Consider the following 23,221-nt stretch of genomic DNA (forward strand, 5'->3'; position numbering starts at 1 on the left):
TTACGGCCTGGGTTTCCAAATGATGTCATCAGGGATGTCGGCGCGCCCTGTGGCCGCGCGCAGATCCGCAACGAATGATGTGTGGTGCGACAGGGGCTGGAAAATGAAATACGCGCTCAGGTAATCCCTGGGCGACCCCCCCCGTGCCATTTCGGCCTGCACCAGGCCGATCAGCTTCGATTTCCACTTGGCGTAGAGGATCTGATTGGCCTGCCGCAAGGCCGCCTCCGGATCCAGCGCGTTATCAATGAGGCTGGCATGGTGGAAGTGATGCACATAAACCGCGGTCGTGCGTGCGACCTGACCGCCCTGCTCAGCGATCCGCCAGCACAGATCCACATCCTCGCTGCCATAACCGTCGAACCGGGGATCGGCCACCCCGCCCGCGGCCGCAACGAAGTCAGCGTCCAACAGGGCGCAACAGGTGCCGATGAACATGGGCGGGCACACCATGGCCGCCAACTCGCGGCCGTGGGTGCTGCACATCAGTTCGTCGAACTCTTCGATGCTCAGGCCCCTGGAAAACGCATGGAACTGGCGCAGCGGCGCCAACTGCGGATGCTCCCTCTTGGTCGCGAACCAGGCAGCGGCGCTGTTGTCAGGCCCGAAAGGATGGCTGAGCGTCTGGTGATAGTTCAGCGGGGCCAGCAGCTTGACCGCGGGATGGCTCTCGAACTCCGCGCGCAGTCGCGTCAACCAGCGCGGGGGCACGAGCACATCGCTATCCAGCAGGCAGATCGTGCGGCCCTGCGCCAGGGCCGCACCTTGCTGATTGGCATGCCCTGGCCCGACGTTGGTTGCGTTTTCGACCAGCCGGATTCGTGAGTCGTCGCGGGCGGCGGCGCGCAAGAACTGCACCACCTCTGGTCGCGAGTGATTGTCAATGATGATCAACTCGAACGGGTCATCGGTGTGCTGCAACAAGGTCTTCAGGCAGAGGCGCACATGCGCCTGGGCATTCCAGACCTTCATGATGATACTGACAGAATCCATATGCTTGCCCTAGTCGGTGTGCAGACGCGCCCTGCAGCGTGCTGGCCAACGAGTCACCTACCAAATACGGCACCTGTAATGCCTCCAGCGCATCTGGGCGTTGAGCTGCTGTTGCACAGCTAGCCGCTGGGCGCCCGACAGACTACGGATGCGCTCGATCAAGACGGCCTCGGCTTCACGGCTGGTGTCGGGAAAGAGTCGAATGGACATGATGGCTATTTGACCTCGAGATGATCCCAGACGCGGGTCGCAACTTTACCGGTGATGCGATTGACCGTGCGAATGGTGCGGTAGACGCCCGCGGTAATCATGCGCTGCACCTGTTCAAGCGCGGTCACGTCGCCCACGAGGCTCTCAATCCGGGTCAACACGGCATATTGCCGCTGCGCCATCGCCTGGTGAGTCTCGCCAATCGCGGCGGCGGTCGCGTCAACCCCCTCAGTTACGAGGTCGCTGGCACCGCGCAGTTGTTGCAGCGTTTGCTGATCCATCGTCACGTCCTTTCTCGCCCTTATTCCACGCCATCTTCACAGCATTGCTTGATCTGTGCATAAACCGCCGGATCGCGGGTCAGTTGCAGATGGTGGGTGCGCGGTAGAACTTCGAGGCTGTCCTTCGCCACGGGCGCCGACCCATCCCCTGCCTGCGGCCGGGGGTGGACATTCGGCACAGCCACCAAACCATCGCCGAACAGGCGGGTTGCGAGATCCTGCGGATCGTCGGTCAGCGCGCCGACGATCAGATGATGTCGGGAATGGGAGAGCCAGGGCATCGGCTGTATCGCGGCCGCGCCGTCGCTGCCCATCTCTGCGGCCAGCGGCTGGGTCAGGCGCAGATCTTTGACACCCTGGCTCCAGACATCGAGAACGTTGCCCAGGAGCTGGGTGATCGGATGAGGCACGGCGTGCAGCACGGCGGTCGTCGCGCCTCCCAGGCGGGCCAATCTGGCGCCTTCGTGCGGGGTGCCAAGATAAAAGACCTGGCTCACGAGCAGCACCCAGGCCGCCTGTTGCTGGGCGCCGATATGGCAGGCGCCGCGTAGAATCAATCCGCCCATGCTGTGCCCGATCAGCAGGATGTCCTCCACCGGCGTCGGGTAGCACTCCAGCAGTTCATGCAGCAAAACCGCCAGGCGCGCACTGTTGTCCGCCAGCGCCAGCCCTGTGTTGTAGCGCACAAAAAATGGCGTGTAACCAAAATCTCTCTGCAGCAAGGCGCCATACGAGGTGTCATGCCCAGGGTCGGTCGGGTCAGGATAGAGCCAGATCCCTTCGTGACAACTCAGGCCATGCACCAGGATGCAGAGTTTGGTCGTTGGCCACGGGTGCGCGGCTAACACGGCTTCCTGCGTCAACGGCAGCGGCCGGCCCTGGTGGTAGAAAGCCATCTCAATGGCCAGGCCATTTTGGCGGGTGTGCAAATAGTCGCCCACAAAGCCGTTGGACAGGCTCGCCATCCAGGCCGCCCACACAGGCGGGCGGGCGGGTTGTTGGTTGGACACGGTCTGTACCCCTTTACGACAGCGCCCAGAAGCGCTGCCAGGTCTGGCCGGCAACTTCGCGGCTGCGTGCGGCGATGGCCTGTTCGTCCAGGAAGAGCAGTTTGCGCTGAACCATGAGCAACTGACCGGCCACCATGGTGGTGGTGACGTGACTGCCATCCGCGCCAAAGAGAACATGCCAGGGCAGATTGGCCGGGGTCAGCGGGGTGATGGGCGCGTAGTCGAGCAGGATGATGTCCGCGTACGCGCCGGGCGTCAGCTCGCCGATCGGTTTGGGGAAGAACTGACGCGCCAGGGCTGCGTTATTGGTCCACGCCATCTGCGCAATCTCGTTGCCGGTGGCGACGCGCGGATCGCTGCGCCAGGCCTTGTGCAGCAGGTAGGCGGTCTTCATCTCGGTGAACATGTTGTTGGAAAAGCCGTCGTTGCCCAGCACGACCTTGACGCCCCCGCGCAGCATGGCGGGCACATCGGCCACGCCCACCGCGTTGTTCATGTTGGAGCGCGGCTGATGCGAGACCCAGACGCCGGTCTCGCGCAGCAGGCCCATCTCCCAGGCGTCAATGGCGATGGCGTGCGCCACGATCGTCTGCGGCCCCAGGATGCCCCGGCTGGCGAGGCGGTCAATGGTGCGCTGGCCGTACTTGCTGAGGCTGTCATTTTGATCCGCCATGCCTTCCGCGGCATGGATATGAAAGCCGGTATTCAAGCCCGCGGCCGCGTCCACACACGCGGCCAGGGTTTCGTCCGACAGCGTCAGCGACGCGTGCAGGCCAAAAGTGGCGGCCAATCTCCGGTCTCCGGTCTCCGGTCTCTGCTCTCTCATCCTCCGCAAAAAACGCACATTCTCTTCGATGCCGGCCTGCGCCTTCGCCGGGCCGTCGCGGTCGGTCACTTCGTAGCAGAGGCAGGCGCGCAGGCCGGATTGGATGACCGCGTCGGCGATCAGATCGAGCGAGCCGGCGATGACGTTGGGGCTGGCGTGATGGTCAATCAGGGTGGTGGTGCCGTGGCGAATGGCGTCCACCAGGCAAACCAGCGCGCTGAGGCTGACGCCGTCCGCATCCAGGGCCTTGTCCAGGGTCCACCACAAGCGGCGCAGAATTTCGGGGAAGTCCTTGGGCGGGTCGCCGGGGATGTAGAGACCGCGCGCGAAGGCGCCGTAGAAGTGGGTGTGCGCGCAGATTTGGCCGGGCATGATGAGCTGGCCGGCTGCGTCCAGGCGCTGCGCAAGCGGGAAAGCGGCCCCCATCTCGGCCGCCTGGCCCACTGCCCTGATTTCGTCCCCTTCCACCAGGACAGCCCCCCGCTCGATGATGCGATTGGCCGCGCCCAGGGTGATAACGGTACCGTTGGTAATGAGTGTTTGCATCGTGAACCTCATGTGAATAGGTCAAGCTCTCTGCTTGCCACGTATTTTGCCATCACGGTCTAATTGTGTAAAATTCAGTCAGATCAGAAGACTGCTGCGCTGTGTCTGATGATGACCAGCAAGGGGTTAGTTACCCTGTTTGTGCCAGCCTTTCATCTCTGGACGTTCGCCGAGCCGATCGCGGGCGAGTTTGCTCTCGGTTTGCACGCCGTCCACCTGATCCCAGAACGGCAGGAGCAGGCTGGACATTTCCTCCGCGTGATCTTCCATGAGAAAATGCTTGGCGTTGAGCAGATGCACCGCGGCGCCCGGCACGCGCTGCGTAAACCATTCGCGCTGGCTGGCGGGAATGGCCGGATCGTTCTTGCCCCAGATCACCAGCGCCGGTTTGCCGAGCCTGCGCAGCCCTTCATCCAGGAAGCGGTCCTTCTCAGCCGTTGTATCAATCGTCTGCATGATCTTGAAGAAGCTCTGCTGCCCGTCGTTGTGCGTCAACATGCGGCGGTAGACCTGCATGTCGGTCAGGCTGACGCTATACTGGCCGGTGACGCCCATGTTCCGCCAGGCCAGCAGCATCAACCGCGGCTGCAGCAGGGCGAAGGCCAGGCGGTTGAGGCCGGGCGTCGCCAGCAACCGCATGATCGCGGGCATCTTGTAGGCGCTGGCCTGCATGGGCGCGTTGAGCAGGGTGATGCTGGCGACCATGCCAGGGTTGCGAATGGCAAACTCCAGACCGATCGGCCCGCCTAGGTCATGCAGCACCAGGTGCATTGGCTTGAGCTTGAGTGTGGTCGCGAAATCGGCCACGAACTGGGCGAGCGCCGTCCACGAATAGTCACGGCCGGGCGGTTTAGCCGAAAGTCCCAGGCCGGGGAAATCAGGCGCCAGGACGAAATGACGCCCCACGCTCAGCGAAATCAGCTTGCGATAGAGGTACGAACTGGTCGGCACGCCGTGCAGCATGACCACCGGGCTGCCGTCGCTGCGGTCGCCTTCGGTGCGGTAAAAAATGCGCTCGCCGTTCACAGCGACATACGCGCCGGCCGCCTCGTGCGCACGAAACTGCGCGTCAGAATTACGAACTTGCATCAATGACTTTCCTTGTTTTTGAAAAAGGTGGCTCAGAATCGGAGTCTAACGTCTGATGCCCAGACATTCTTGAGCCGCTCCGCATCTATAGCTCTTACCGTCCCCAATCGGAAAAGCAAGAGAGACTGTTCAAGACAGTCCAGGCGTGATAAGCGTACCGTGGAGGCAACTCGTAATCCACTTGCGCTCCATTCTTGCAGGCTCACATCAGTTGAAGAACGCATGCCTGCTGATGTAACCACGGCCACAACTGCATCCTCTGCATCGAGCCAAAGGAAAAGAATCGGGCGCCTTTTGGACGCCGTGGCGTTGGTAAAGGGAATATCTGCAATCCAAAATTCACCCGGGCGCATAATCATCGTAGAGTCCTTCATCCTCTGGCGCATACGAACTGAGGAACGCAGTATGATCGCGAATTGGTGATGAGATCGGCGCCAGGTGTAGAGAAGCGTCGAATGGTTTGATGATGAGTACCCAATGTCCCGATCCAATGCTGCCAACGAGCCACTCTGGTAGAGACAAACGCTCACCTGGCTCCAACTCCACTTCATAGGAAAGATTCATGAGTGTAGTCTTCATGATTACGATTCTCCTGGTTCTCCGATCACGAATTTGCGGTGATGATTCCGCGGCCCTACGAGGCCTGGCGCGCAGAGCGTATCTTGCTGTCAATTTCCGCGACGAGCGCCTGATGCTCCAGCCACCAGGCCGGGTCCTTCTGCGCGTCCAACTCTTGCACGGTCTTGCCCTGCTGCTCCACCCAGGTGTAATACTTCAGGTTGTGCCAGCAGGCGCGGGCGTGCTGCGTGCCCTCACGGATCCAGTCGGTCTTTTGATCGTGGAAGATAGACTCGACGCGCACGGCCGCTTCCGTTTCGTCCATGCGCCCGTAGCAGGCGGTCATCGCTGCCATGACCGAGTAATAGCGGTCAATGGCATCGGTGCAGATGGTGACCACCGTCTCCTGACTGCCCAGGCCGTAGTATTTGGCCGTCTTGATCGCGCCGAGCACGTTGCAGACGCCGCTGATGCCGAAGATGGCCGCGAGATTCTGCACCGTTTCTGGCGCGATGCCGTAGCGCCGCTGCAGCGTTTCCCAACCGGCCGGCTCGGTCAGCAACTGCAGCCCCTTCTTGCACTCGATGTCATCCAGGCACATGATCGCGTCCATGTTGTTGACGTTGTGAATCCAGGTGACGTGCTTGTCGCCGATGCCCTGAATGTCGTGGCTGCCGTAGCCGTTGTTGTACATCGTGGGGCACTGCACCGGTTCCAGGCCGATGATGCGATGGTCCGGCCACACCTGCTTCAGGCGGTCGCCCGCGGCAATGGTGCCGGCCGAGCCCATCGCCGAGCAGTAGGCGGCAATTTTACCGTTGCCGATGCCCTGGCTGTGCAGGAGCGCGGCCAGCTCCACGATGGTGTTGCCGGTGACATAATAATGAAAACGATAGTTGCCCATCACCTCGAACTGGTTGAGCACCCGCACCTTCGGATCACGGCGCAGTTCCCAGGTCTTGTCGTAGATTTCCTTGACGTTGGACTCGGAGCCGGGCGTGGCGATGACGCGGGCGCCGTAGCTGCGGATGCGCTCGAAGCGTTCCTGGCTCATCTCCGCGGGCAGCACCACGATGCCGTCGAAGCCCATGCGGCAGCCCACCCAGGCGCCACCGATGCCGTAGTTGCCGGTGCTGGGCCAGACGAGCGTGTGCTGGCTGGGGTCCACCTCGCCGAACAGCTCCTTTTCTACCAGCACGGAGTAGGCCGCGCCGACCTTGTGCGCGCCGGTGGGGAACTCCTTGCCGTAGAGGACGACGATGTTCGCGTCCACGCCGGTCAGCGCCGTGGGCAGCACCTGGTAGTAGGGCGTGTTGGCCGCATCCTTCCAGGTGATGTTGAACAGGTTGATCGGATCGAGCGGGTCTTCGGTCTTCATGCGCAGCGCAGCCGCGCGCGTCGCGGGCGCAATCGTCTCAGGGTGCAGCATCTCTTCGAACGTGGGGCCGGTGATGATGGATTTGTGTGTCATGATCTCGCTTTCTTTCTTTCTTTCTTTCTTTCTTTTTGCGCTGCGAGACAAACCTTCGAGCCCCGCAACCAATTGTTTGTATTTCCGTCAAAATTTGTCAACTTTGGTGGTTTGTTGTGCTTGTGTTATGACCTGTACAAGAGGTTGATGGACAGGTCACCCCGAGCTTCGGCAACTCCTACTCCCTCTCGAAGCCCTGGCTGCTGAATTTCAGGGTGCGACTGTTTTCGGTGACGATGCGCACGACGGTGTCTGGCGCGCCGCCGGGGATCTCGGCTTCGATTTCGAGGGTCACTGTCACCCCGGCGCCGACCAGGCCGGCGAGATGGGCGATCACCTCGTCGGCGATGCGGCTGGCGTCGCGGCCGACGCGGGCGGGGTCGAGGCTGACTGTGCCGTGGTAGCGTTTGGGGCCAGTCCGCGGCGCGGGGTCAGGCGCAGGCCGGGGCGTTGACCCAGGCCCAGAGCCAGGGCCAGGCGCAGGCTGCGGCGACGCGGGATCATGACCGCCGACCGGCAGCGCCACGCGCTCGACGTCCAACTGCCGGCGCGCGAGCGCCGGCTTCACCAGCAGCCCCGGCGCACTGGTATCCGCCAACGTCACGCGCTGACCGCTCTGCACCCCGCGGTAGCGACCCGCGCGTTCGTCAAAGCTGTCGGCGTAGGCGAAGCTGTCCTGCTCCCAGGTGAGCAGCGCAAGGCCCGAACTGATCGCGTTGAGCAAGACCGAGGCGTCGCGCAGCCGCGGCAGGTAGTGATAGCGCGCAAAGTCATCCACGAGCTGGCGGACGGACACGTGATCCCCGCGCCAGAGCGGGATGCGATCCAACCACATGCGCAGCATCGTGCCGGCGAGCGCGGTGACCAGGAGGTCGTCGTTCTTGAGCTTCTTGCTGGCGCGCACGGCCAGCGCATCCGAGCCGGTCAGCCGCAGCGCCTGCCAGGTGACGGGGGCCTGGGGCGTCCCCTGCACGGGCACGAGCAGCCACTGGTAGGTTTCCGGGAGCCGCGCGGTGACCGTGGTGTCGGCCGCGGCCCGTTGCGTCTCCGCTTGCTTGACCTGCAGCGGCGCGAGATCGAGCGTGACCTTCTCATCCAGGATGGAAGTCCAGGCCAGGTAGCTGCGGGTTGCCTCGTCGAGGTCCTGGAGCCGGTTCTTGTCGGCCGCGAGAAAGACGAGGGTGTTGCGGAAGAGGCGGGGCACGTTGCCGCGCGCTTCGAGGAGGGCTTGGGCCGCGGTTTCGGCGGCGTTGCCAGGCTCTTTGCTGTAGGGATGATCCACGCCGAGCACCACCAGCCGCGTGTCGAGTTCGTCCGAGATGTCGTGGCTCGACTGGGGCAGGGGGTGGATGCGGGAGAAGTCGCCCCGGTTTTCGAGATCACGGCGCAGGCGGCGGTCCAACTCCTGCACGATCTTGTCAGGCTGGCGCTTGAACTGCTCGGCGCGATCTTCCGCCAGCTTGGTGACGGTGGGCTGGGTCGAATACCAGTAGCGCGGGCCATCCTGGTAGAGGTAGGTGGCCGCGCCGGCCAGGCGGCGCAGGGCGTCGCCGAAGACCGCGGGGCTTTCGCCGGGCATGACGCAGCCGAGCTTGACGCGGCGATCTTCGATGCCGCGATGGGCCGCGGCCGCGGTGGGCGCGGAGCCGAGGTAGATGGCGCGCGCGACGCGGCGGCAGGCGGCGAATTTGCCCAGGTTGGGCACCTCGCCATCCAGCCGCAGCGGCAGCGAACCGGGGCCATCCACGTCCTTCTCGATCACCGGCACCCAGTTGTCCGGGAGGTAGCGCGTCAGCTCGAACTGCACGCGCGGGTCGTCAATCGCGATGTTGGCCGGCAGGATCAGCGGGTTGCGGTCGCCTTTCTCCCACAGGCTGTGGATCACCGCGGCCATCAGGCGCAGGACGCCGCGGGTGCGCTGGAATTTGATCAGCGTGGACCAGTCGCTGTAGAGCCGGTCGAAGATTTCCGGGTGGATCGGGTAGGCCGCGCGGATGCGTTTTTCGTAGTCGGCGTCGCGGCATTCGGGCGGGAATTCCTGATGCTGCGAACGGTAGAAGTCGGCAAAGGCGCGCGCCACCACGTCGCGATCCTTGAACTGGGCGGGGTCGCTCAGCGGCTCGAAGAGGCGCCGGCGCACGATCTCGAAACCTTCTTCGGCGCTGGCCGGCCGCCAGGAGGACTCGACGCGGCCCACGACGTTGCGCAGCCGATCGAGCGCCTCGCGGCCGCGCTGGCCGCCCACCTCGACGTCATCCGCACGGGTGTGGGGCGAGCCGGTGGTGTCGGAGGCGGGCAGGCTGATGACGAGCAGGCAGTTGCCCGCCAGTTTGGCCGACTCGGTGAGCACCTGGGCGAAGCTGAATTGGGTCTCGAAGCCGCCGGCCGGTAGGTCGCTCTGGTCGTGAAGCTGGCGCGCATAGGCCACCCATTCGTCAATCAGGATCAGGCAGGGGCCGTACTCCTTGAACAGCTCGCGCAGCGCGTCGCCGGGGCTGGTGGCGCGCTCGTCGTCGGCCTGGATGCGGGCGAAGGCCGGCCGGCCGCCGAGCTGCCAGGCCAGTTCGCCCCATAGCGTGCGGATTACGGTGCCGTCGGGCTTGACGACCGGATTGCCGGGCGAGATCTTGTTGCCCACCAGCACCACGCGGCGGACGGTTGGGAGGAAAGAGGAAGTAGAAGATAGAAAAGAGGAAGTAGCGCCGCTCCTATTTCCTACTTCCTCTTTCCTATTTCCTACTTCCGCCATTACCGCATCAATGCCGGGCAGCTCGCTGGGCGCGATGCCCGAGAAGAGGTGATAGAGCGCCAGCATGGAGTGGGTCTTGCCGCCGCCGAAGTTGGTTTGGAGTTGCACGACCGGGTCGCCGCCCCGGCCGGCGAGACGCCGCACCGCGCCCACCAGCATGGCCTTCAGGCTCTCGGTGAGGTAGGTGCGGCGGAAGAACTCGACCGGGTCGCGGTACTCATCGGTCCCCTCGCCCAGGTGGACCTGCCAGAGATCGGCCGCGAACTCGGCCTGCTGGTAGCGGCCGCTGGCGACATCGGGGTGGGGCGTCACCACCTCGCGCCAGGGCTTGAGGCTGCCGGTGACCTGGCTTTCGATGGCGACGCCGGCGGTCTTGCGCTTCTCGCTGCGCACCTGCTCGTCGAAGCGCAGGCGCAGCAGCTCCAGCTTCATCTTTTCGATCTCGTCGGCTTGCGGTGCGGAAATGGCCGTCAGCAGGCGCGCGGCCGAATCAAGCGCGCGGTAGGCGTCATCGGTGGAGAAGGGTTCCTGGTGCGCCCACTTGTTGCGCACCTCGCGCAGTTCGCTGACCAGGGAGCGTTCCGAGAAGCCCAGGGTGTCGCGGAAGACGACGTTCCACTGATCCCACATCATGCGCAGCAGCACGGCCGCATCCATCTGCGGCTCGTCCTCGCCCTCCCGCCAGGTCAGCTCGTTGGGCCAGGCCGCGGTCACAGTGGTGATCCAGTATTTGCCGTGCTTATTTTCCATCTCCCGCGCAACAAACGGGCGCAATCCATCGCGCAGCAATTCCAGCGCCTTACCGACGCGTTCGTGGTTGGTGATTGCCATCAGATCTCCCCTTCTGGACAGGATGTACAGGATGAACAGGATGGATTATTCTCTATCCTGTCAATCCTGTTCATCCTGTCCGAATAGCGTCTCCTATTCCGTCTTTGACAGGATTTACAGGATGAACAGGATGGATTCTTCGTTATCCTGTCAATCCTGTTCATCCTGTCCGAATAGCGTGTCCTATTCCGTCTTTGACAGGATTTACAGGATGAACAGGATGGATTCTTCGTTATCCTGTCAATCCTGTTCATCCTGTCCGAATAGCGTCTCCTATTCCATCTTTGACAGGATGTACAGGATGAACAGGATGGATTCTTCGTTATCCTGTCAATCCTGTTCATCCTGTCCGAATAGCGTGTCCTATTCCGTCTTTGACAGGATTTACAGGATGAACAGGATGGGTTGTTCGTTATCCTGTCAATCCCGTTCATCCTGTCCGAATAACTCGCCCTGCTCGGGGCGCGGCGCGCCCCTCTCGCGCGCCAACCGCGTGATCTCCGGCCAACTCTGTACAAGACTATTATACGCCAAAGCTTCCGTGGCGCGCTTCTTGCGTTCGCAGATCGTGTAGAGCCGATAGGCCAGCTCGCGGGCTGGCTCGGCCTGGCTGCCCAGCTTGCTGACCAGCGCGGCCGCGGCCGACTCGCCGCTGGTTTCGAGCACGCGCACGAGCTGATGCACCGCTTCCCAGGCGGTCAGGCGCTTGTCGGTGGCGGGGTCCCAATCCGCGGGCAGCTCGGTCGGCTTGAGTAGGCGCACCTTGCCGTGGCTCGATTTCAGGATACCCGCGTCCACCATGCCGGCGACGCTGGTGTTCTTGGCCTTGGAGAGGGTTTCGGCCACGCCGAATTCGCCCTCGGCGAAGCCGGACCCCTCGAACCACGCCAGCGCCCAGCGGGTGTCCGCGTCGAAGTCGCCCTCCTGCTCGGCCAGCGCCTCGTCCAGGGTCTGGTTGATGAGCGCCAGCGCCTCACGCACGGTGAGCGGCCGGCCCGCGGCGTCGAGCACCCGTGCGTAGCGGGTGTAGACCGCCATGCCCGGCCCGATGGCCGCCTGCGCCAGGTCCACCGGCGCGATGTTGCCGCGCTGGAGGTGAACCAGCGCGACCGGCAATTCGGCCTTGAGCGCGGCTACGAACTCGCGCCGCGTGGCAGTGGGCGCGTCGGCCGGCCGTTTGCGGCAGACGAGGACGATGCTGGAGGCGAGGGCATTACGGTTGGTCTTGAGGTTGCTAGTATATTCTGTACGCATTGGCCAGGTACCACTGATCGCAAACCCCGCCTGAATGACGGCGTCAAGAAAGGTCTCCCACCCAGTTGAGGCGGTACCTTCGCTCTCCGTCTCAGATTGTCTGAAAGCATAGTATATCGTGACAGGGAAACCAGTATGAGCTAGTTCCACAAGGCGATGCATCGCGCGGGTCATACCACTCATGAAAAAGCGCTCAGCATCTTTCTTGGTGGCATGTCGGTAGGCAAACGCCACCAATTCATCAGTCTTCGGGACAGTCATGGTTGCAAAGAGGTTCGGTAGAACTGCACTCAGTGAACGCCGCATCCACAAATAGAAGAAGTCCGAGATATCAGCATACGGTACATTGTCAAAATAGGGCGGATCCGTCGACACGATCTTCCCCACACTGATGGTCTGTGTTGTGGCTTCTGCTTGCGAGGCTTCGCCATAACCGACCTGAGGCAGCCTAAGCATCGCGTTGGTGATATACTCAAACTGTCCAATAATGTTGCCCGTAGAACTACTCATAGGATTGCCTTCTGCAAAGTCCCAAGTCATAGGCAGGACTTGTCGAGCAAAGACCTGTTGAACCATTCCACCAGCGTTATCCCAGAAATTGAGCGTTGCAGAACGATTCGACTGGCGACTCACTCCGATTCCCAAGTAGACAGCCACGGTGTCTGCATAAGCGGTTGCACGATCACCGCCACTATCGAGACTACGACCATCATCAGACAGGCCAGCAACAACGGCGTCGCGTTTCACTCGCGCGCGTGCCTCATACACCAATTCGGCGAGCATTGATAGCAGTACCAACTGGCGGCCGGTAAAGAGTTGCGAGAACTGCTCCATGCCATAGGGTTTCACTCCGAGATACTGTGTACTACCAGAAATCGTCACCTCAGGTTTCCACTCTGGCTTTGCCGAGCGTGCTATTGCTTCTTGCTCGACCGTTGGCGGGAGGTACACGCGTCCGCGCTCGCCCTCAGCCACGATAGCCATCAGCCGCGCGCCCATGCGTCCAGCCTTGCCTTCGGCCTTGATATAATCACCGGAAATCGGCGCGCCGGACATCACGCAGGCGAAATTCGCCCGCGCCAACTTGGTGCCATTCTTCGCCGCCTCTGCATCCTTCGGCTTGCCCACCTTCACCGTGAAGCGGTAGCCGGGCGAGGAAGTAGGAGGTAGGAGGTAGGAGGTAGAAGATAGGAGATAGGAAGTAGGGGAAGCGCTGCCCCCCCTATTTCCTACCTCCTCACTTCTATTTCCTACCATCACCGGCTCGACATACGCTTCCTTGCCCGGCTTGGTGGAGAGCATGAAGGTGGAAGCGAGCGGCACGTCCACCTGGTTGAAGGCGGGATTGGGGCTTTTCACCGTGCGCGCCCACAGCCACGCGATCACCGTGAGCTTGCGCCCCACCAGCGGCTTCAGGTCTGGCCGCTCCTGCGCCATCTCCGCCGTGATCTCGATCTTCGGGTACAGATGCCCGATCCGCTTCTCCGCCTCATCGCGCATCCACTTCCCATAATAGCGCACATCCTCAGCCAGGCCCGCCGCGCCGCGGTAGGAGATAGGAAATAGGAGAGAGGAAGTAGCCCCTTTAGCGCCGCGCCTATTTCCTACCTCCTCACGCCTATTTCCTACCTCCTCACGCCTATTTCCTACCTCCTCACGCCTATTTCCTACCTCCTCACGCCTATTTCCTACCTCCTCACGCCTATTTCCTATTTCCTCTCTCCTACTTCCTGGATGCACCGGCGGCCGGCCGGCGAACTTGGGCGGAATCTCGATCATCGCTTTGTTGATCAGCACCGCCACGGGGTTGAGGTCGCTGGCGTAGGCTTCGAGGCCCAGGCGTTGCGCCTCCAGCGGCAGCGCGCCGCCGCCGGCAAAGGGATCGTGGAACGCGGGCAGCTTGTGGCGGTCGAAGAGCTCGCGGGCGCGCGGGTGATCGGCGTTCTCCGCGCAGGTGTAGCGCCAGCTTTGCCAGATTTCATCGCGCGCCTGTTGGAGCACCGTCTCGTTGGTGGTGTTCTCCCACAGCACCAGTTGCCGGATGATCTCGAACAGCCGCTCCCGTTCGAGGTCGGCGGCGCACTCTGGCAGGGTTGGCTCCGGGCCGGGGTCGGGCGCGGCGTGATTGCCCTGGCGGCGAGCTTCGTCGTACGCGCTTTTGCGCTTGCTCCACGCGTTCCGCCGCCTGGTCAGCTCCCGGTTGGCCGCGCGGCGCTTGTCCGGGTCGCTCAGCAGCAGCTCGGCATGTTCGGACGGGTCGTCCACCATCTGGCTGAAGATCACCGCGCGCGCCGCGGCCAGCGGTCGCCGCGCCCACCACAGGTGCAGCGTCGAGGGGTGGCCGTGACGGATGGATTTCTCCCGCGCCGACGCGGCGTTGATCGCGTCAAGGGGGAGGGCGACTTCGATGAGTTTCTTCTTGTAGGTCATGTGGTTTCCTGGGCCGAGTTTGCTCATGGTTTGCTTATGCAATTACGTGTCATAATTGCGCAACACGCAATTATCACGTAATTCCTGCGCAATCGCGGGCGGAAAAGGCTGGCGGCGTCCGAGCACGATCACGACGGCGCCTCTATGTCACCGGTTTCGATTTTCTCCCGGCCGGGATACCAGCGGGCGCCTTTTGTGTGACCGACCTTATGGACATGCCCATCGGCCTGCAATGCGCGCAGCAGCCACTGTACCTGGTCACTTGAGAGCGCAGGCAGAACCTGGATCAGCTCAGCTAACTGGCTGCCCTCCTGTGCGTTATCCTGGATGTGCTTCAACAGCAACGCCTTGTTCGTCTCTCGATCCAGCCCGCGCTGGCGCGTGTAGACCCCACCTTGTCCCAGAAAGGTATACAAAGCGCGCGATAGCATGTAGCGCACACCGCGGCCGCGCCCGGTACGTTCAATCAAGCCCTGGTCAACCAGGAAAGGCAGCCGGTCGCGGAGCAGATCAGGTATCGGTTGCTCCCGGTGCACCAGATCGAGAAGGAGGAAGTCCTGCGTGACAAACGCTGCCAGCCGTTCCTGGCCAACCTGTTCCAGAAAACGTAAGAACTGTGGGTCTTGAATCTCGCCGTGAAGGGTGAGCGCCACCTGGTATTCATCGCTCTCGCGGAAGTCCGGCTGCGGCTTGCTCTCGCGGATGCACTCTTCGAAGATCCGGTTCATCCCTTGACCCGCCCGCTCAACCAGGCCGCAGCGCGCAAACGCTTCAGCGATCCGCCGGTTGCGCGGCGCCTGCCGCCAGAGGATGTTTTCGAGGGTGATACCTGGCGGAAACCCGCCCGGACTCACGACTTCCAGACGGCGGGGGTACTGGCGCACAAAGACCGACCCCGGCAGGCGGTAATCCCGGTGGCTAACGGCGTTGAGGATAGCTTCGCGCACCGCGGCCTCGTTGAAAGTGGGCACGTCCAGCATGACAAAGCCGTACTGAAAATGCTGTTTGTCGTTGCGGAGGTTGATCTTGTGCCAGATTTCGTCCTGGAACAAAAAGAAGCCCTGGCGGTATTCCTCACGCTGGGCGGCCGGGCCAGTGACATCGCTCGAACGGTATTCGAAGATGACCTCCGCCTGGCCCAGGTATTGACCGAGCGCCTGGTGCGTGCCAAACAACACCAGCGCGGCGTAGGTCACGCCGCCGCGCACCACCAGTTCAGCGTCCGCCAAGAGTTGCGCGACAGGAAGCGCTTCCAGGGCTTTGTTACCCGACTTGCGCTGCCACATGGCGCGGAAGTGGCCGATGGCCGCAGGATCGAGATCGGCCAAAGTCGCACGGGGGCAGATTTCCGCCGAGAAATCCGGCCCAGCCTCATCGAAAATGCGCTTGAGCAGATCGGGGGTCATCGGGATCAGGTCTTCGCCGCCGCGCATCCAGTAGGCGCCGTGGTATTGGATCGGCACCCCCATAGGGCGCGAGGGGACACTGAACACGATCACGCGGCCGTCGGGATGCTGGAGGGCTGCAACATCCACGCGCAGCCGCAGCCGCTCGATCAGGCCGGCCTTGGTACGTTCCAGATCGGCGAAAGCCTGGCTGCCGACGATATGCCGGGGGCGCTTGTCGGTGACGCCCAGGATCATCGTTCCGCCGCCCTCGTTGGCAAGCGCCACGCAATACTTGACCAGTTCCTCGAAGTCGTAGCGATTCCTCGCCTCTTTGAACTCCAGGTGCTCGTCTTCCCCGGCGCTCAGCCAAGCTTGGAGTTGGGGCAGATCAATGTTCATCCGGGTGCCTCCCCGCGTGCCCACCACAGGCGCAGCATGCTTGGATGGCCGTGACCCCTTCGGATGGATTTCTCGCGCGCCGACGCGGTGTTGATCGCGTCGAGGGGGAGGGCGACTTCGATGAGTTTCTTGCGGGTGGTGGACATGCGTCATTCCTGGCCCAGGACGCCGTTGGCGGCACGGGCTTCGATCCGCACGGAGAACCAGTGCGGATCGAAGGTGAACTTGGCTGGGGGGCTCTGGTTGATTTCGAGCGCTTTGCGTGCGCGCAGCACCCCTTGTCCAAAGCGATTTGTGTACCCCAGGACGCGGATAGCCTCAGCGATGACCGGATTGCGATAGCCAACGGCGTACGGGAAATTCTTCGGGGACGCCTCGCCATAAAGCCCGCCTGGGTTGTTGATCTCGATGTGATCGGGGAACCAGTAGAAACGCACGGGCGCGTTCGATTGATAATTGCGATGCATGATGGCATTGATAAGAAGTTCACGCACAGCAACCTTGGGGTAGTCGCTGATCATTGCCTCACGCAGCGCGCTCACCGGCACAGGATGCTGGCGCAGGTTGACATCCATCAGGAGGTCGAGGGTTTGCAGGATCGTGTGCAAATCCCCCATCGCCCGCTTCTCATCAATCACATCACTGCTCATTTCACCGCCGGCATACCGCACGAACTGAACGTAAGCCCCCGGCAAGTAGTAGGTAGGCTCATCTGCCAGGAGCAGGACACCCGCATGGGTGGGACAATCTTGCTTGAGATCGAACAAACGCAGGCTGGCGAGTTGCAGCTTGAACGGACGCTGGTTCTCAACGATCACCTCCTCGGCCACGGCGCGTCGCAAATAGGAAAGATAGAAGCGTTCCTGGGAGAGATCGGCCAGCGTGCTCTCCAGGCAAGGCAAGGCATCGAAAGACCTGGCGTAGGAAATGCGCCGCTCACTGAGAATACGCTCCTCTTGCTCGCTGGCGGTTGCGCGACGAGGGCCAACGCGAATCCAGACTCTGCCTTTGTAGCGCACCGGGGGCAGGTCCGAAGGCAGAACTTCGACCACCGCCAGATCGCCACCCGGCAAGGAGTGTCTGCTCACCGTGATGGCCGGGAGCGGTTGAATGTTTCCGTCGGAGCGCAACGCGGCGAGGTTCTGAAGCAAATCATCGGTGACAGAAAGACCGTTGGGGCGCCCGTCGTCGCTTGCGCCAACGATGAGGTATCCGGGCTGGCGATGATTGGGGAAATCATTCGCGAAGGCGCAGATGGCCTGTCCGAATTTGTCGGTGTTATTGGTAGACACAGTGCGCTCAACGCGATCGGACTCCAGTTCGGACAGCATGGTTTGGAGTTGTTCTTGGCTCAACATAATAGATTGCCTCTTGGTTTGAGCTTCATCTTGGCGCCCCCGCCCGCGCCAGCAGCCCGGCAAAATCGTAGTTCACGCTCGTCACGCCGAAGTCCGGTTCGCGGTTGAACGGCCGGCGCAGGTAGTGGACGCATTGCGTATTATCGCTCAGAAATTCGACAAGCGCCAGAATGTAATCGTCCGGCTTGTTGAGCGAATAGAGGATTTCGTTCTTGGTGACCGTCACCGTCTCCGCGCCGGTGATGCGCCCCTTCACCTCGATGAAGCGCAGCTTGCCCGTGCCGGGCACGCGGCTCTCGATGTCGTAGCCGAGCTGCTCGAACTCGCGGTCGCTCGGCGCGAAACCCAGGCCGCGCTCGACCGCCATCACGCTGGCGCGGGCGCGGGCGGCCGCGGCCTGCTTATCGGCAGTTGCGGCTGGCGCCGGCGTGCTCCGCCCGTTCATGGCCGCCAGCAGCCCCAACGGCACGATGAGCGCGCCGCCGAGCACTACGGGCGGCAGCGGCGAAATCTGGGCTTCGAGCTTCAACTCCTCCAGCCGCTTCTGCAGTCGAGCTTGCAGATTGTCGGCGCGCTTGCGCGCTTCGCCCGAGTTCAGCCGGGCATTCGGCTTGCCGGCCTGCTCCTGCAGCTTGAGCTGCTCGGCGCGGTAATCCCAGTAGGTGATCTCCTTCATCAGCCGATCCTTGACCGCGGCCTCGGTCTTGGCGTTCAACGCCAGCTTGGGGCCGCGCACCTCGGCCAGGTGCTCCGGCACGACATGGGCGATGGCGTAACCCTGCGCCTGCTGTTCCAGGCCCCGCGTGATCCAGGTACACTCCGGCCGGTCGAGGAGCGCGTCCACGCCCGGTTCGCCCTCGGCCAGGGGGCGATAGTCGAGATAGGGCGCGTAGTGCAGATGGCGCGCCGTGCCGTCAGCGGCCAACTCGACATAAAGCATCTGCCTGGAAATGACGCGGCGTTCACCGCTGCGCGTCAGGCTGGCGTCCTGGATCGCGTGCTCCAGGTAGAAAAGGACGCGGGGCTGCGTACCGGGGTCGCGCTCGTCCACCAACACCGCGCCGCGCTTGAGCAGATCGCGCTGTCGTTCGAGGGTGAGATCGAGCACCGCATCCAACAGCGGATGGCCTGGACAGACGAACGCGGCCGGCGGTTGACCGGGCGGCGCGATCAGCTCCTTCTCGAAGACGATGCGCTCGTAGCGCGGCAGCACCGGTTCGCCGATCCCAATCAGGCGATCGCGGTTCCGCACCGGCGCCGGCACGTGGGTCACCTCGTAACGGCGCGGCTCGCGCTGTTTGGCCGTGCCGCCCAGGCGTTTGAAGGCTTCCTGGAAGAACGACTCGATGTAGTGCGGCTGCAGGCGGCGGGCCTCGGCGCGTTCCATCTCCTCACGGATGCGAAAGACGCGGCTGGCGTCCATCACATCGCGGGCCAGCGCGCCCTCTTCCAGCAGGTTCTGCAACTGCTCCCGATCCAGCGCATGATCCAGCACGGTCGTCAGGCGGGCGCGCACCTCGGGCTGATCGCCGTAGCGGATCGCCTCGATGAGCAGATCGCGCAGCGGCTTGCCCTCGAACTGCAGCTTGCCGAGCACGTCGAAGACCTGGCCGCCCAGGGCCTGGCGGGCCTGCTCCAGCTTCTCGAGCAGCCGGCGGTAGACGTCGCCCTCGCGCGTCTCCTCGGCCACCAGGTTCCACAGGTGGCAGACCTCGGTCTGGCCGATGCGGTGGATGCGGCCGAAGCGTTGCTCGATGCGGTTGGGGTTCCAGGGCAGGTCGTAGTTCACCATCAGGTGGCCGCGCTGGAGGTTGATGCCCTCGCCCGCCGCGTCGGTGGCCAGCAGCACTTGCGTCTCGGGATCGTGGCGGAACGACTCCTGCGCCTGCAGCCGCTCCTCGCGGCCCATGCCGCCGTGGATCATCACCACCGCCTCGCGCCGGCCGAGCAGCGTGGTGATGCGCTGCTCCAGGTAGTTGAGCGTGTCGCGGTGTTCGGTGAAGAGCACCAGCTTCTGCCGGGGCGAGGAGACCGGATGGGGCACAGGATGGACAGGACGCACCGGATATTTTTCGTGCTCCCCCTGTAAATCCTGTTCATCCTGTCTGAACTCATACGTCGCCCGCTGCTCTGCCAGGCGGTTGGCAATAGCCGCGGGCGTGAAAATTTCGCCCAGCAGGCTGGCAAGCTGGCGCCACTTGGTGTCTGTGCCGCTGCGCCGGACGCCCAGGGCCAGCGCTTCCAGGTGCTTCAAGGTCGCGATCTCGGCCTTCAGCTCTTCGATGGTGCGAGCGGCCGTCGCCTGATCGAGAATCTCCTCCTCCACCGCCGCGACCTCGTTCTCCGGCGCTTCCTCCAGATCCTCGATGTCGTCGGCGTCGAGCACCGGGCTATCTGTCGCGATCGCCGCGGCAGCGCCCCGCTGTAACAACTCCAGCTCGCGCAAGCGCCCCTCCAGCCGCTCACGCCGCCGGCGCAGCGATTGGTAGATCGCTTCGGGGGAAGATGCCAGCCGGCGCTGTAGGATGGTCAGCGCAAAGCCAACCGTGCCCGCGCGCTTGTCGTTCTGCAGCGCCTCCGCGCGGTTGAACTCCTGGCGCACGTAGTCGGTGACGGCCCTGTAGAGGTGCGCTTCGGCCGGCGAGAGTTTGTAGGGCACGGTGTAGGCGATGCGTTCCGGGAAGAGCGGCGTGCCATCGAACTTGAGCAGGCGCTCCTTCACCATGCGGCGCATCAGGTCCGAGACATCGGCCGCGTGAACGCCGTCGCGGGGTCGGCCCTCGAAGCGGTCGCCGTCGAGCAGCGCCATGAAGAGCTGGAAGTCCTCTTCTTTGCCGTTGTGCGGCGTGGCCGTCATCAGCAGGAAGTGCCGCGTGAGGGTCGAGAGCAGTTGGCCCAGCCGGTAGCGCTTGGTGACCTTGAGCTCGCCGCCGAAGATCGAGGCCGACATCTTATGCGCCTCGTCGCAGACGATCAGGTCCCAGCGGCAGTCGGGCGCCTGGAGCTTCTGCTGCACATCCCCGTCGCGCGAGAGCTTGTCGAGCCGGGCGATCACCAGGTTGGTTTCCATGAACCAGTTGCCGGTGCGCGCGGCTTCGAGCTTGTCGTTAGTGAGGATTTCGAAGGGCAGGTGGAAACGACGGTAAAGCTCATCCTGCCACTGCTCGGCCAGGCTGCCCGGGCAGACGACCAGGCAGCGCTGCAGATCGCCGCGCGCGATCAGCTCTTTCATCAAGAGGCCGGCCATGATCGTCTTGCCGGCGCCGGGGTCGTCGGCCAGCAGGAAGCGCAGCGGCTGGCGCGGCAGCATGGTCTCGTAAACGGCCGTGATCTGGTGCGGCAGCGGCTCGACGACGGAGGTATGCACCGCCAGCACGGGGTCGAACAGGTGCGCCAGGCGGATGCGCTGCGCCTCGGAGACCAGGCGGAAGCGTGCGCCGTCGCCGTCGAAGCTCCAGGGCCGGCCGTGCTCCACGACCTCGAGGCGGGCCTCGTCGTGACGATAGAGCAGCTCGTTCGCCACCCGGCCGGTCGCCGTCTTATAGGTCAGCTCCAGCGCCTCGGAGCCGAACCACTGCACGCTGACCACCGTGACCAGCGCGTCGGGCAAGATGCCGCGCAACGCGACGTTGGGCTGGAGTTGTTCGAGTTGGGTCATGCCGGTAAGCTCCGATCTGAACTATATTGATTCCGCCGCGGTCGCGCAGCGCGTGGTCAAGCGACGTTCGCAAGGAATCGGCTACGAAGCGCAGCGCATCCAGGAAATTGCTCTTGCCAGCGCCGTTAGGCCGCACCAGCGTTATCGTTTCTTCCCCCTGCTCATAGCGTGGGCCTTCGCGTTTGGCGCTAATTTACATCGCTGCCAGAAGCTCGGCGAGCGCCTTCAACGATTCATGGTCGAAACGCCACACACCGGCCAAAGCAGCCTTTCCGGGATCTCGATCCGGTTCGTTGTGTGTAGCCAGGAAGGCGTGAATTTCGGCCTTGCTGCGGCGGTGCGCTGGCGGCGGCTGGCGATGGCCGGACTGTGTCAGTGTCGCGACTGCGCTCTCGATGAAGGCGTGCGCCGGAGTCGCCAGCGGATCATCCGCCACGGTTGCCAGAAGCAGTTCCTCAAGCGCGCCCTGCCGGTCGGAGTCGGGAACGATCACAATGCCGGTGCGAGGTATGACTCCTTCGGTTAGCAGCCACGGCTGTTTCGGTGCCGTCAGCCCGGCGTTTATCAGCGCATCTTGTACGGAGACAAAGGCCGCTACGGGGTTGTCGTCGGCGTCTCGCACCACGACCAGATTCATTACGGTGGGATACGCTGACTGTTTGACCAGTGATTGGAGATTTTCACGTAAACGTGTCTTCCCGGCGATTGGCATAATCTGGATATCATTGCGTTTGAGATCTTTCAGCCATGCCTCGAAGACATCACGTTCGTGGTTGCCTTCAACCAACAGGAGCTTCGTTTTCTGGATCTCATTTTTCTTGTCCATCAGCGGACCTCCTGCTCCGACTCAATCGCCGTAGCAAGTTCATCAGCAGTATAGTCTACCACGCGAGTGCCTTGCTCTGTCAGGTCGAAGCGACAAAGCCGCAGATCCTCACGAGTATTCAGAGAGACCACGGCGCGATGGGCCGCGCGGATGCACTCGTCGCTATGGGTGGCTGCAAAAACCTGGACATTCAGGCGTCGCGCCGTCTGCGCGATCATCCGCCATACTCCCGGCAACGCTGAATGGTGCAGGCCGTTTTCAACCTCATCCAGCAAAACCATGCCATTCTGGCTCCCCGCCAATGCCAGCGCAATGGATAACACACGTATCATGCCATCGCCCATCAGAGGTACCGGCATGAGGTGCTGCGCGCCTAAATCGCCGTACAGCACGCTGCCCCCGCGCGTAGCAACTACGGTCAGTCGCCTCAGTCGTGGCTCGATCACACGCAGCGCCTCGACAACCGGCTCATGCTGCCGCGCAATCTCCAGGCGACTGAAACGCTGCGCAACTGTCTGCGCATCGGGCACGCTGCGGGCCGGGATGTACACGACAGCGCTGGCATCCTCCAGATCTGTCAGAGTTTGGCGACTGGCTCTCTGTGTCAAATCCGTGACGGTACGGCCGACCGATGTCACGGGCGAACGATATTGAAATGCCAGACCCTGGGTTGCGCCGATCATATTGGCGCTCTCCAGCACCCCGCCTGAGCCATTTTCCCGCCTGCTTCCAAACGTTGCCTTGATCCGCAGCTCTCTCCATCCTGGCATCTCCTTGGTCCTGGGTGGAAATGCGCCGGCCACATCGGTGGCTTCGAGGCTGATTTCCTGAGTTCGATCCCAGTTGTGAAACAGCGATTCCATAATCTCATCCTGATCCGCGCCAGGGCCGTAACCGCGCAACTCGTTCAGCCGTACCATGACATCGCGCGGATTGCCAGGTAGCGATAGGAGCAACAAGGCTTCCAGTACAGCCGTTTTGCCGGAGTTGTTCTTGCCCAGCAGCAGGTTGATTCTGCTCAAACCATGCAGCTCGGCTTGATGATGACATCGGAAATTCGTAATTCTAAGAGTGTAGATCATTAGAACACCTCCAAAGGGACTTCTTTGTCCTTGGCCAGTGGGGTCTGGTGCATTTCAAATAGGCCTCGAGTGTATGCGCCAGGGATCGAAGTTCGTCGAAGCGACGGCTCATGAATCCCGCGTGACGGCCTCCATTATACCGGCATCACATCGGCCCCGCAAAAGAAACCCGGCTTCGGATGAGAAGCCGGGTTTCTGCCATGCAAAAGAAACCCGGCTTCGGATGAGAAGCCGGGCCTTTGGGAACTCTTCAGCTTGCCGG

General features: G+C 62.7%; 14 protein-coding genes and 2 pseudogenes. All 16 read right to left on the reverse strand.

Annotated features, from left to right (window positions below):
• The 16 genes and pseudogenes from IPM84_10390 to IPM84_10465 all read right to left on the reverse strand — a co-directional run bounded on the left by IPM84_10390 (position 1) and on the right by IPM84_10465 (position 22,959).
• A complete protein-coding gene (locus IPM84_10390) occupies positions 1-993 on the reverse strand; it encodes a glycosyltransferase family 2 protein (protein MBK9093175.1) in 993 nt (330 codons plus the stop codon).
• 215 nt (positions 994-1,208) lie between these two features.
• Entirely contained in the window at positions 1,209-1,484 is a 276-nt protein-coding gene (locus tag IPM84_10395) for a hypothetical protein (GenBank protein MBK9093176.1), read from the reverse strand.
• A gap of 20 nt (positions 1,485-1,504) precedes the next feature.
• The gene (locus IPM84_10400) at positions 1,505-2,494 is read right to left on the reverse strand and encodes an alpha/beta hydrolase (GenBank protein ID MBK9093177.1); all 990 of its coding nucleotides are present in this window, start codon (positions 2,492-2,494) and stop codon (positions 1,505-1,507) included.
• Positions 2,495-2,507: 13 nt separating this feature from the next.
• Complete coding sequence (ssnA, locus tag IPM84_10405; GenBank protein ID MBK9093178.1) at positions 2,508-3,866, reverse strand: putative aminohydrolase SsnA; 1,359 nt, start codon at positions 3,864-3,866, stop codon at positions 2,508-2,510.
• A gap of 126 nt (positions 3,867-3,992) precedes the next feature.
• The gene (locus IPM84_10410) at positions 3,993-4,955 is read right to left on the reverse strand and encodes an alpha/beta hydrolase (protein ID MBK9093179.1); all 963 of its coding nucleotides are present in this window, start codon (positions 4,953-4,955) and stop codon (positions 3,993-3,995) included.
• Between the two features lie 339 nt (positions 4,956-5,294).
• Positions 5,295-5,534, reverse strand: a complete 240-nt coding sequence (locus tag IPM84_10415; GenBank protein MBK9093180.1) for a hypothetical protein — start codon at positions 5,532-5,534, stop codon at positions 5,295-5,297.
• Positions 5,535-5,589: 55 nt separating this feature from the next.
• Complete coding sequence (locus IPM84_10420; protein MBK9093181.1) at positions 5,590-6,984, reverse strand: pyridoxal-phosphate dependent enzyme; 1,395 nt, start codon at positions 6,982-6,984, stop codon at positions 5,590-5,592.
• Between the two features lie 178 nt (positions 6,985-7,162).
• Complete coding sequence (locus tag IPM84_10425) at positions 7,163-10,564, reverse strand: DUF499 domain-containing protein (protein ID MBK9093182.1); 3,402 nt, start codon at positions 10,562-10,564, stop codon at positions 7,163-7,165.
• A 2,976-nt stretch (positions 10,565-13,540) separates the two neighbouring features.
• A pseudogene (locus IPM84_10430) lies at positions 13,541-13,885 on the reverse strand (DNA adenine methylase).
• Positions 13,886-14,068: 183 nt separating this feature from the next.
• A pseudogene (locus tag IPM84_10435) lies at positions 14,069-14,248 on the reverse strand (DUF1156 domain-containing protein).
• 128 nt (positions 14,249-14,376) lie between these two features.
• Positions 14,377-16,035: a putative DNA binding domain-containing protein gene (locus IPM84_10440; GenBank protein MBK9093183.1), complete on the reverse strand. Its 1,659-nt coding sequence runs from the start codon at positions 16,033-16,035 to the stop codon at positions 14,377-14,379.
• Positions 16,032-16,181 (reverse strand): DUF1156 domain-containing protein, encoded by a 150-nt coding sequence (locus IPM84_10445; protein MBK9093184.1) that lies wholly within the window; start codon positions 16,179-16,181, stop codon positions 16,032-16,034. Before IPM84_10445 ends, IPM84_10440 begins: the two co-directional genes overlap by 4 nt.
• Before the next feature lie 3 nt (positions 16,182-16,184).
• On the reverse strand, positions 16,185-17,393 hold the full coding sequence (locus IPM84_10450) for a putative DNA binding domain-containing protein (protein ID MBK9093185.1): 1,209 nt from the start codon (positions 17,391-17,393) through the stop codon (positions 16,185-16,187).
• 25 nt (positions 17,394-17,418) lie between these two features.
• Complete coding sequence (locus IPM84_10455) at positions 17,419-21,051, reverse strand: DUF3883 domain-containing protein (GenBank protein ID MBK9093186.1); 3,633 nt, start codon at positions 21,049-21,051, stop codon at positions 17,419-17,421.
• Between the two features lie 193 nt (positions 21,052-21,244).
• On the reverse strand, positions 21,245-21,877 hold the full coding sequence (locus IPM84_10460; GenBank protein MBK9093187.1) for a hypothetical protein: 633 nt from the start codon (positions 21,875-21,877) through the stop codon (positions 21,245-21,247).
• Positions 21,877-22,959 (reverse strand): AAA family ATPase, encoded by a 1,083-nt coding sequence (locus IPM84_10465; GenBank protein ID MBK9093188.1) that lies wholly within the window; start codon positions 22,957-22,959, stop codon positions 21,877-21,879. The genes IPM84_10460 and IPM84_10465 overlap by 1 nt, the downstream gene beginning before the upstream one ends.
• Positions 22,960-23,221: the final 262 nt, after the last annotated feature.

The sequence above is a fragment of the Candidatus Amarolinea dominans genome, from assembly GCA_016719785.1.
Taxonomy (GTDB): domain Bacteria; phylum Chloroflexota; class Anaerolineae; order SSC4; family Amarolineaceae; genus Amarolinea; species Amarolinea dominans.